The organism is Streptomyces sp. NPDC005202 (genome assembly GCF_040608235.1).
GTDB lineage: Bacteria > Actinomycetota > Actinomycetes > Streptomycetales > Streptomycetaceae > Streptomyces.
In genome coordinates this window covers 1-10,265 of sequence record NZ_JBEXHW010000069.1, presented here as the reverse complement: position 1 = coordinate 10,265, position 10,265 = coordinate 1, and the positions used below count along the sequence as shown (strand labels likewise).

Below are 10,265 nucleotides of genomic sequence, written 5' to 3'. Positions count from 1 at the left end.
CGGCTGGCTGCATACCTACAATCACCACCGCGGACACACCGCGCTCGCAGGCAAACCACCCGCCAGCCGCGTCCCCAACCTCTCAGGGCAATACAACTAGGCTCCTGCGCTTCGGTGTCGGCGGACCTTGAAGGGCGGTTGACGTGGGCGCTGGGCGGTTGTACGCGGCCGTCGCGGCGGGGGAATTCAGACGGTACGCGACGTATCGGGCGGCCACGGCGGCCGGAGTGTTCACGAACACGGTTTTCGGCCTGATCCTGGTGTACACCTATCTCGCGCTGTGGGACGTCCGGCCGCACCTCGGCGGCTACGACCGGGCCCAGGCCGTGACCTACGTGTGGCTGGGGCAGGCGTTTTTGTCGACGCTCGCGATCGGGGGCGGCGGCGTCGAGGACGAGCTCATCGAACGCATCCGTACGGGCGACATCGCGATCGACCTGTACCGGCCCGCCGACCTGCAGCTGTGGTGGCTGTCGGCCGACCTGGGCCGGGCGCTGTTCCAGTTACTGGGCCGGGGAGTGATCCCCTTCGTCTTCGGGGCGCTGTTCTTCCCGGTGGCGCTGCCCACGGACCCGCTGACGTGGGCGGCCTTCCTGGGTGCCGTGCTGCTGGGGATGCTGGTCAGCTTCGGGATCCGGTCCCTGGTGGCGTTGACCGCGTTCTGGCTGCTGGACGGCAAGGGGGCGCTGCAGATGATGATGATCACCGGGTTCTTCTGCTCGGGGATGCTGCTGCCGCTGAACGTCTTCCCGGGCGCGCTGGGCGAGGTCGTACGGGTCCTGCCGTGGTCGTCACTGCTCCAGGCCCCGGCGGACGTCCTGCTGGGGCGGGCGGACGCACTGGGCACGTACGTCTTCCAGGGGGCGTGGGCGGTGGTGCTGCTGGTGGCGGGGCGGCTGGTGCAGACGGTGGCGACGCGGCGGGTGGTGGTTCAGGGTGGGTGAGACCACCGGCAGGCTCGCGAACGGGCTGCGGGCGTACCGCCTGATCGCCGGGATGTGGATCCGGTCCACGATGGCCTACCGCGCCTCGTTCGTGATGACCGCGTTCGGGAACTTCGCTGCGACCGCGCTCGACTTCGTCGCGATCCTGCTGATGTTCTCCAGGGTCGACGGGCTCGGCGGCTGGCCGCTGCCGGAGGTCGCCTTCCTGTACGGCCTGTCCGCCACCTCTTTCGGGCTCGCCGACCTGGCGATCGGTTCGGTGGAGGGGCTGGGGCGCCGGGTGCGTGACGGCACGCTGGATCTGCTGTTCCTCCGTCCCGCACCCGTGCTCGCGCAGCTGGCGGCGGACCGCTTCGCGCTGCGCCGCCTCGGCCGGATCACGCAGGGAGCGCTCGTGCTGGGTTACTCCCTGACCGCGCTCGACATCGACTGGACCCCGCTGAAGGTGCTGCTGATGCCGGTGATGCCGGCCAGCGGCGCGGTGATCTTCGGCGCGGTGTTCGTGGCCGGCTCGTCCTTCCAGTTCATCGCGCAGGACGCCTCCGAGGTGCAGAACGCGTTCACCTACGGCGGCACCACGCTGCTGCAGTACCCGCCGACGGTGTTCGCGAAGGAGCTGGTGCGCGGGGTGACCTTCGTGCTGCCGCTCGCGTTCGTCAACTGGCTGCCGGCGACGTACGTGCTCGGGCGGCCGTACCCGCTCGGCCTGCCCACCTGGGTGGCGTTCGCGCCGCCGCTGGTGGCGGTGGGGTGCTGTGCGCTGGCGGGGGTGGCCTGGCGGGCGGGGCTGCGGTCGTATCGGAGTACGGGGAGTTAGGGGTTGAGCGGCGGCATGGAGGACACGGACGGCATGGACGACGCGGACGGCAGGGACGGCACGGACGGTCATTTCATCGAACTCGACCGGGTCGAGAAGGTCTTCGACGTGCGCAAGAAGACCGGGTTCCTCAAGAGCGAGCGGCGGCAGGTGCGGGCGGTCGACGCGATCTCCTTCACCGTGGCGCGCGGTGAGATGGTCGGCTACATCGGCCCGAACGGCGCCGGCAAGTCGACCACGATCAAGATGCTCACCGGCATCCTGACACCGAGTGGCGGCCGGCTGCGGGTCGCCGGCATCGACCCGACCCGCGAGCGGACGCGGCTCGCGCAGCGCATCGGGGTGGTGTTCGGGCAGCGCACCACGCTGTGGTGGGACCTGCCGCTGATCGACTCCTACCGGCTGATGCACCGCATGTACCGTATCCCGGACGGCCGTTACCGCGAGAACCTCGACCGCTGTGTCGAACTCCTCGAACTGGGGCCGCTGTTGGACGTGCCCGTGCGGCAGCTCTCGCTGGGGCAGCGGATGCGCGGCGACATCGCCGCGGCGCTGCTGCACGACCCCGAGGTGCTGTACCTCGACGAGCCGACGATCGGACTGGACGTGATCAGCAAGGCCCGAGTCCGCGAGTTTCTACGGGACTTGAACGCCGAGCGCGGCACGACGGTCCTGCTCACCACGCACGACCTGCAGGACATCGAGCAGCTGTGCTCGCGCGTGATGGTCATCGACCAGGGGCGTCTGATGTACGACGGTCCTCTCGCCGGGCTGCACGAGGCGGGGGAGAGTGAACGGACGCTGGTGGTGGACCTGGAGCGGGAGCTGCCGCCGATCGAGGTGCCGTCCGCGCGCGTGGTGCGCGTCGAGGGACCGCGGCAGTGGCTGGCCTTCCCGGCGGCACAGTCGGCGGCGCCGCTGGTGGCGCGGATCGCGGCGGAATATCCGCTGGTGGACCTGTCGGTGCGGGAGCCGGACATCGAGGCGGTGATCGCGAAGATGCTGCATTCACTGGGGGACACCCCCAAACCCCCGTCGGAGCAGGCGGAGAAAGCGGTCTCGTAGCCTCCCACGAGCTCTTCGAGCAGGGGGTGCCCCCGGCCCCGGGAACTCGTAGGCTGCTGTCATGACCGACGAACTCCCGGAGCTTCGCGCCTCCGACGCCGATCGTGAACGAGTCGCCGAAGTCCTGCGGGACGCCCTCGCAGAGGGGCGGCTGGACATGGAGGAGTTCGAGGAGCGGCTGGAGGCGGCCTACAAGGCGCGCACGTACGGGGAACTGACGCCGCTCACCCGGGACCTGCCGGACACGGGCATCGCGGCTCCGGCGGTGTCGCTGCGCAAGGACCCCGCGGAGAGCGGGAGTTGGGCCGGTCGGATCGTCGGTGGCGAGGGGTCCTCGTCGTGGGCCGTCGCCGTCATGTCCGGGTTCCAGCGCAAGGGGCGCTGGACGGTGCCGAAGCGGTTCAACTGCTTCGCCTTCTGGGGCGGCGGCGAGATCGACCTGAGGGAGGCGAACTTCGCGGACCGCGAGGTCGAGATCAACTGCGTGGCGATCATGGGCGGCATGCAGGTGATCGTCCCGCCCGGCGTGGAAGTCGTCGTCCGCGGCATCGGCATCATGGGCGGCTTCGACCACCGTGAGGAGGGCGCACCGGGGGACCCGGGCGCCCCGCGCGTGGTCGTGACGGGCTTCGCCTTCTGGGGCGGCGTCGGAGTCGAGCGGAAGCTCACCAGGGCGGAACAGCTCCGTCAGAAGGAGGAGCGCCGCCAGGAGAAGCTGGACCGCAGGGCGGAGCGCCGGGAGTTGCATGCGGCGCGCCGCGAGCAGCGCTGGGAGGCCCGGGAACGGCGCAGGCACGGCCACGAGCACGGGCACCACTAGGCCGTTTCTCGCCCGATGTGGAAGCGGGTCCGTGACGCCCCCGGTCGCGCCGGGGCTTGGCCCCACGGTTTCGGATCGGGCGGCGGCGGCCCGGTCACCGGTCGACACCTCGGGCCGGGCGGGGAACGATGGAAACAGGGGACACTTTGGTCCCTCTTGCCGCTCGGGACGCGAGCCGACAGTCCAGCCGAAGAGTGCGGCCCCGGGGGAGGCTCCCACCGCAGGGTGCGACCATGCCTCCCGTCCAGAACAACCCGAACGGACAGAACAAACAGAACAAACAGAACAAACAGAACAACCGGAACGACCGGAACGACCGGAACGACCGGAACAACTAGGAGAACTAGGCGGTTTCGTTCTGGATCTGCTCGTAGCCTCGCGGTCGAAGGCGGGTGGCCTACCGCCTCGGCTACGGAATGCCGAGCTTCGACCGCGGGCCACCGCCGTGAGCCACGGCCCCCCCAGCCGCGGGCCACCGCCCAGCGTGGGCCGGCGCCCCCGCCTACAGCTCCGCCTGCCCGGCCCCCTTCAGGTCCTTCAGGTCGAACACGTCCGCCATCTGCCGGTAGCCGTTGTCGCTCGGATGCAGATGGTCGCCCGAGTCGTACTCGGCCCGAAGCCGCCGCGGGTTGTACGGGTCCCGCAGCGCCCGGTCGAAGTCGACCACCGCGTCGTACACCTTCCCCGCCCGGATCTCCGCGTTGACCTGCTGCCGGACCGCCTCCCGGGCCGCCGTGAAGCCCCGGTGCCCCTGGAACGGCATCAGGGTCGCCCCGACGACCTTCAGCCCGCGCGCATGGGCCTGGCGGACCAGCGTGCGCAGACCGTCGGTGATCGTGGCGGGATCAGCCAGCTTCGGATTGCGCAGGATGTCGTTCACCCCGAGATCGATGACGACGACCTTGACGTTCGTCCGCTCGAGCACGTCGCGCCCGAACCGGCTGAGCGCACTGGGGTTGTCGGCGGGCCGCCCGAGCCCGCCCGCCAGCACCTGGTTTCCGCTGATGCCCTGGTTGACGACGCTGTAGCGGGGCACGTCCTGGCCCGACTCGACCGCGGCCCGCAGCCGGTCCGAAAGGACGTCGGTCCAGCGGTGGTTGGCGCCCGGCGTGGAGGTGATGCCGTCGGTGATCGAGTCCCCGAGGACGACGACCGTCCCGTCGGACTCGTTGCTGAGCACGTCCAGCGCGGTCAGGTAACGCCAGTAGTTCGTCTGCTCGGTGTACGGCGTGCCGGTCACGTCCTCGGTGCGGTCGCCCTCGGCGACGTAGGAGATCTGGCGCGCGTGCGGGTGGTAGGTGACCGGGCCGGACCGGGTGGGGGAGTAGGTGGTGACCAGGATGTCACTGTCCTGCGGAACGGCGATGCGGACCGCGTCGCTCATCACCTGCCCGCCGGCCGGGATGACGACGGACGGGCCGCCGCCGAAGGTGAGCCGCCGCATCGTCTCCGCGGCGGCGGCCGCGGTGTTGTCGGCGGCGGCGACCGCGATCGAGGCGTGCGTGATGGTCAGTGGGGACTGGCCGTAGAGATTGGACAGCGTGATTCGGGCACTCGTACCCGCGACGCTCGCATGCACCACGTTGCGCACCGAGCGGCCCGCCATGCCGACGGTCTCGGTGCCGGGCTCGGCGCCCGCCGGGGAGGTGGACCAGGCGCCGACCCAGGTGCCGGTGGAGGCCGGGGCGGCGGAGTTGCGCGGTGCGTGCCCGTCGGCGAGGGCGCTCGCCGACGGGCCGTCGTCGGAGGCGACTCCGACGTATATGGCGGTGGAAAGAACCACGATCAGTGCGACGATCGCGGTCAGCAGGGCATAACCGTGACGCTTGGTCATGCGGGTGTTTGTCTCCTCGGGCGATGGGAGCCCGGGGCTCCGATCTTGGTGAGCTCATGATGCGTCATGGGCTCGGGGAGAGTTGACGGGGCCCTGCCCGATTCCCCCCTCCGACAGACGCCGGGAACTCCTGTTCCGTTCCGGGAGTCGGTCAGGAAGGGACAATTGTGTGCGGGATCACCGAACGGGTGGAGCGGATGGAACGAACGACACCGGGAGCAGAGGGCGCACCGGCAGCGGAGGCCGCCCGGAGAGCGGTGGGCACTCCGGGGACGGAGGCCGCCCCCGCTGCTTCGGGCACCCCAGGAGCGGCAGGCACCTCAGGAGCGGCAGGCACCTCAGGAGCGGCAGGCACCCCGGGGGCAACAGGCACCCCGGCAGCCGCAGGCACCGTCTCCCACCGTGCGATGACCGTGTTCAGCGCCGCCGACGAGGAGCGGCAGCGCGGGGTGCGCCGTATGAAGCTGACCGCGGCCGGGCTCCTGCTGTTCGTGGCCGTGGTCTACGTCCTCGCCAAATGGGGCCAGAACGCGGGCGCCGGCGTCTGGGCGGGCTACGTCGCCGCGGCCGCCGAGGCCGGCATGGTCGGCGCGCTCGCCGACTGGTTCGCCGTCACCGCCCTCTTCCGCCATCCCCTCGGCCTGCCCATCCCGCACACCGCGATCATCCCCAACAAGAAGGATCAGCTCGGCATCTCCCTGGGCGAGTTCGTCGGCGAGAACTTCCTCTCCGAGGACGTCGTACGGCAGCGGCTGCGCGCCGTCGGCATCGGCAGCCGACTCGGTGCCTGGCTGGCCCGCCCCGAGCACGCCGACCGCGTGACGGCGGAACTGGCCACGGCGCTGCGCGGCGCCCTGACGGTCCTGCGCGACTCGGACGTGCAGGCGGTGGTCGGCGAGGCCATCACCCGCAGGGCCAACACCCAGGAGGTCGCGCCCGGCATCGGCAAGATGCTGGACAAGGTCGTCGCCGACGGCGGCCACCGGCGGTTCGTCGACCTGATCGTCTCCCGCGCGCACGACTGGCTGGTGCTGCACAGCGACTCCGTGATGGACGCCGTGCAGGGCGGCGCGCCCGGCTGGACCCCGAAGTTCGTCGACAGGAAGGTCGGCGAGCGGGTCTACAGGGAGCTGCTCCGCTTCGTCACCGAGATGCGCGACATGCCCACCCACCCGGCGCGCGGAGCTCTCGACCGCTTCCTCACCGACTTCGCCTCCGACCTGCAGTCCGACACCGACACGCGCGCGCGGGTCGAGCGGCTCAAGGGCGAGGTGCTCGGCCGCGGCGAGGTCCAGGACCTGATCGCCTCCGCCTGGACCGCCGTACGATCCATGATCGTCTCCGCGGCGGAGGACGAGCGCAGTGAGCTGCGGCTGCGCGTGCGTGCCTCCCTGCTGTCCCTGGGCGCCCGGATGGCCGTCGACCCCAAGGCCCAGGGCAAGGTCGACGGCTGGATCGAGGGCGCGGCGGTGTACGTGGTGACGACGTACCGCAAGGAGATCACCTCCCTCATCACCGAAACGGTGGCCGGCTGGGACGCCGAGCACACCACCCGCAAGATCGAGGCCCACATCGGCCGCGACCTGCAGTTCATCCGCATCAACGGCACGGTGGTGGGCTCACTGGCGGGATTGCTGATCTACACGCTGTCGCGGGTGCTGGGGGCGTAGGGCCCGGCCGCCCTCGGGGCGTGACGGCGCTGGTTGGGGGCACACGAGTGGCGTTCCGCACAAGGAGGGAGCCCATGATCACCGCGCGGGCCGAGACCGGCCGGACGCGGGCGATGTCCCGCCTTCTTCGCCCTGGGCACCGCTTCTATGCCCTGGGCACCGCGGCCGGCGGCATCAGCGGCGCGCTGCTGTTCGCCGACCTCACGGGCACCGGCAAGGTCGGGGACACGGTCCTCGCCTTCCAGATCGGCGCGGCGCTGATGTGCCCGGCGGGTCTGGTCGCGGCAGCGCTGGCGGTACCGGCCGAGCGGCGCGCTCCCTGGAGGACATCGCCAAGCCGCTGACGGCGGCCGGTTTCGGCTCCCCGACGGCCTTCCGGGAACGCTTCCGCCGGGTGGTGGGGACGAGCCCGCGGGCGTACCGGAAGGCGTTTCAGTCGTCACAGGGGTGAGAGGTGACGGCCCTCAGCCACGCCGGTCGGCCACGGCCCACGAGGCCAGGGCGACGGCGCCGGCCACGCCGAGGACGGACGGCCAGGCGCCCACCTTCTTGGCCAGCGGGTGCGAACCGGCGAAGGCGGCGACGTAGGCGACCGTGAGCGCACCCGCGGCCCTGCCGCCCGCCCGCTGCCGCCACTGCTGCGCGGCCGCGGCCCCGGCGGCGGCCAGCACGGCCCCGCCCAGCTGCCGCTTCTTGGTCCAGCGGGCCACGCCGTATCCGCCGACGAGCCCGCTCGCGGCGACCACTGCGCTCGGAACCCTCGCCATCACGTGCCTCCTGCGTCCCTGATCGATACCACCGAGGCTAACCCGCAGGCCGCTCCGCGAATCTAACCTGAGTCAGGGCTTGTCAAGTTTCCTCTTCGGAGTTATATAAGAAGCCGTAGGGCATCGCACAGAGCTGCCTCATGAAAGGAGTGACCTGTGATGCTCATGCGCTCTGACCCGTTCCGTGAATTCGACCGCCTCACGCAGCAGGTCTTCGGCGCGAACCGCCCGGGTGCGATGGCGATGGACGCCTACCGATCCGGGGACGACTTCATCGTCCACTTCGACCTTCCGGGCGTCGACCCCGAGACCATCGACCTCGACGTCGACCGGAACGTGCTCAACCTCCGTGCCGAGCGCAAGTCCCCGGCTCCCGAGGACGCGGAGGTGATCGTCGCCGAGCGCCCCACGGGCACCTTCACCCGCCAGCTCTTCCTCGGCGACACCCTCGACACGGAGCGCATCGACGCGTCGTACGACGCCGGTGTCCTGACGCTGCGCATCCCGATGGCCGAACAGGCCAAGCCGCGCAAGATCCAGATCAGCGGCGGCAGCGAGCGCAAGCAGCTCGACGGCTGACCGCGGAAGTCGCTCGACAGCTGAACACGCAGCCGGCTCGACAGCTGAACGCGCAAGCAGCTCGACGGCTGAACAGCTGAACAGCCGGCCGCACCCAGGAGAAGCGTCCCGCAGGCAGCCGCCTGCGGGACGCGGTCACCCATGCCCGCCCGGTCCCCCGGCGGGCGGACCCGGAGGAGGACCCGCACGATGACCGCGACGACGGTGCCGAGCGTGACGGTGCCGCGAGTGACGGTGCCCAGCACGCCGATGATGCGAAGCGCGAGTGCGAGCGAACCGACGCTGAAGAGTCTCCTGACCACGCCCCCGACCCCCCGAGCCGCCAAGGACGACTCGGACGGATGGAGGGACCTGACCGAGCGGGTGCAGGAAGCCGGCCAGTACGCGACGAGGGCGGAGGCGGAACGCGTCACCCGCATCGTCCTGTCGGCCCTCGGCGGCCACGTGATCGGCGACGAACGGGTCGACCTGGCCCGCGCCCTCCCCGAGGAAGCGGCAAGGGTGGTCGCGTCCCAGATCCCCGCGACCCGCCCCCTGACCGCCTCCGAATTCGTCGACTCGGTGGCAGCGCGCATCGACGGAGCCACCTCGGCGACGGCCCGCTGGGACGTCAGCTCGGTCCTCAGCGTCCTGGCGGACACGGTGGGCGACGACTTGGTGAGCCGCATCCTGGCCCAACTTCCGCCGGGGTACGCGCTGCTGTTCGGCAGGGCGGAACTGGGACCGGCGCAGTAGCGCACGTACGCGCTGTACGACCCACCGGATCGGCCACCGCCGGCGGAAATCCGCTGGCGGTGGCCGTCGGCATGAGGAGACCCTGTCGCAGTCCGAGCCCACACCTCAGGCCCCGGAGCGGACGTTGACGACAAGGCCCCCCGCACACCTCACACGCCCAGACGGCACCCGCATCGCGTACGACGACCGAACCCCGCCCCACCCGTCCCGGAACCCGCCCGAGGCCGTTCTCCTCCTCCACGGCCTGGCAGGCCACAGGGGCGAATGGAACGACCTGGCCGCCCGCCTGCACGCCGACGGCCACCGCGTGGTGACCTACGACGCCCGAGGCCACGGCGAGAGCACCCGCCGCCCACGGGAGGTCACGCGCGAGTTCTGCGCAGTGGACGCGGCAGCCCTGATCGAACAACTCTCCCTGACCCCCGCCACCCTGATAGGCCAGTCCCTGGGCGGCTCACACGGCGATGCTCGTCGCGTCGGCACACCCGAGCCTGGTGAAGTCCCTGATCCTGATCGAGGCAGGCCCGGCGACGGCATCCCCGGACCTCTGCACCCGGATAGCGAACTGGCTGGACAGCTGGCCGACCCCGTTCCCTTCCTTCGCGGTGGCGACGGAGTTCTTCGGAGTTCTTCGGCAACGAGGCCTGGGCGGCGGGCTTGGAACAGCGGGAGGACGGCTGGTGGCCGAGGATGGACAAGGACGTGATGGTGTCCTCGATACGGGAGCTGACGAGGCGGGACTACTGGCGTGAGTGGGAGGGGCTCACCTGCCCCGCGCTGGTCGTGCGGGGCGAGAACGGCACGATGCCGGAGACGGAATTCACGGCGATGCAGACCCGCCGCCCGGACACCACCCTGCTCCTGACCATCCCCGACGCGGCCCACGACGTACACCTGGACCAGCCGGCCCGCCTCTACGAGGCGGTGGCGGCCTTTCTGAGAGGGCGGTTCGTGAGTATTTGAGCCGTTCTGTGGTCGCCTGATGGTGTGGGGTGTGGGCGGAATCCGCGGGTCCGCGGTGCGGGGTCTGCTGG

Annotated in this window: 11 protein-coding genes and 2 pseudogenes; 11 read left to right on the top strand and 2 right to left on the bottom strand. The window is 70.9% G+C overall.

The features are described 5' to 3' along the window. Positions 1-143: 143 nt before the first annotated feature. From ABZV31_RS37780 to ABZV31_RS37765, 4 genes are all read left to right on the top strand, one after another. Positions 144-944, top strand: coding sequence for an ABC-2 family transporter protein (locus ABZV31_RS37780; RefSeq protein ID WP_355901358.1), 801 nt, complete (start codon positions 144-146; stop codon positions 942-944). A 52-nt stretch (positions 945-996) separates the two neighbouring features. After that, the gene (locus tag ABZV31_RS37775; RefSeq protein WP_355901361.1) at positions 997-1,761 is read left to right on the top strand and encodes an ABC transporter permease; all 765 of its coding nucleotides are present in this window, start codon (positions 997-999) and stop codon (positions 1,759-1,761) included. 15 nt (positions 1,762-1,776) lie between these two features. Then, complete coding sequence (locus ABZV31_RS37770) at positions 1,777-2,826, top strand: ABC transporter ATP-binding protein (RefSeq protein WP_355901360.1); 1,050 nt, start codon at positions 1,777-1,779, stop codon at positions 2,824-2,826. A gap of 61 nt (positions 2,827-2,887) precedes the next feature. Beyond that, positions 2,888-3,646: a DUF1707 domain-containing protein gene (locus tag ABZV31_RS37765; protein WP_355901357.1), complete on the top strand. Its 759-nt coding sequence runs from the start codon at positions 2,888-2,890 to the stop codon at positions 3,644-3,646. Between the two features lie 502 nt (positions 3,647-4,148). Here the strand turns inward: ABZV31_RS37765 and ABZV31_RS37760 are convergent. Next, positions 4,149-5,480: an SGNH/GDSL hydrolase family protein gene (locus ABZV31_RS37760; protein WP_355901356.1), complete on the bottom strand. Its 1,332-nt coding sequence runs from the start codon at positions 5,478-5,480 to the stop codon at positions 4,149-4,151. A gap of 407 nt (positions 5,481-5,887) precedes the next feature. Here ABZV31_RS37760 and ABZV31_RS37755 point away from each other — a divergent pair, with 407 nt between their 5' ends. From ABZV31_RS37755 to ABZV31_RS37745, 3 genes and pseudogenes are all read left to right on the top strand, one after another. Further along, positions 5,888-7,150 carry a DUF445 domain-containing protein gene (locus tag ABZV31_RS37755; RefSeq protein ID WP_355901355.1) on the top strand — a complete coding sequence of 421 codons (1,263 nt, stop codon included), beginning with the start codon at positions 5,888-5,890 and terminating at the stop codon, positions 7,148-7,150. A 143-nt stretch (positions 7,151-7,293) separates the two neighbouring features. Then, positions 7,294-7,499, top strand: a pseudogene (locus ABZV31_RS37750) (MFS transporter); the annotation flags it as partial. Beyond that, positions 7,500-7,601 (top strand): annotated as a pseudogene (locus tag ABZV31_RS37745) (AraC family transcriptional regulator); the annotation flags it as partial. 13 nt (positions 7,602-7,614) lie between these two features. On the opposite strand, the gene ABZV31_RS37740 reads toward ABZV31_RS37745, so the two are convergent. Beyond that, positions 7,615-7,917, bottom strand: a complete 303-nt coding sequence (locus tag ABZV31_RS37740; RefSeq protein WP_355901354.1) for a hypothetical protein — start codon at positions 7,915-7,917, stop codon at positions 7,615-7,617. A 159-nt stretch (positions 7,918-8,076) separates the two neighbouring features. Between ABZV31_RS37740 and ABZV31_RS37735 the strand changes: the two genes are divergently transcribed. From ABZV31_RS37735 to ABZV31_RS37720, 4 genes are all read left to right on the top strand, one after another. Then, the gene (locus tag ABZV31_RS37735; RefSeq protein WP_355901353.1) at positions 8,077-8,496 is read left to right on the top strand and encodes an Hsp20/alpha crystallin family protein; all 420 of its coding nucleotides are present in this window, start codon (positions 8,077-8,079) and stop codon (positions 8,494-8,496) included. Between the two features lie 252 nt (positions 8,497-8,748). Then, positions 8,749-9,231, top strand: a complete 483-nt coding sequence (locus tag ABZV31_RS37730) for a DUF2267 domain-containing protein (protein ID WP_355901359.1) — start codon at positions 8,749-8,751, stop codon at positions 9,229-9,231. A gap of 124 nt (positions 9,232-9,355) precedes the next feature. After that, complete coding sequence (locus ABZV31_RS37725; RefSeq protein WP_355901352.1) at positions 9,356-9,937, top strand: alpha/beta hydrolase family protein; 582 nt, start codon at positions 9,356-9,358, stop codon at positions 9,935-9,937. Further along, positions 9,922-10,194 (top strand): alpha/beta hydrolase, encoded by a 273-nt coding sequence (locus tag ABZV31_RS37720; RefSeq protein WP_355901351.1) that lies wholly within the window; start codon positions 9,922-9,924, stop codon positions 10,192-10,194. The genes ABZV31_RS37725 and ABZV31_RS37720 overlap by 16 nt, the downstream gene beginning before the upstream one ends. Positions 10,195-10,265: the final 71 nt, after the last annotated feature.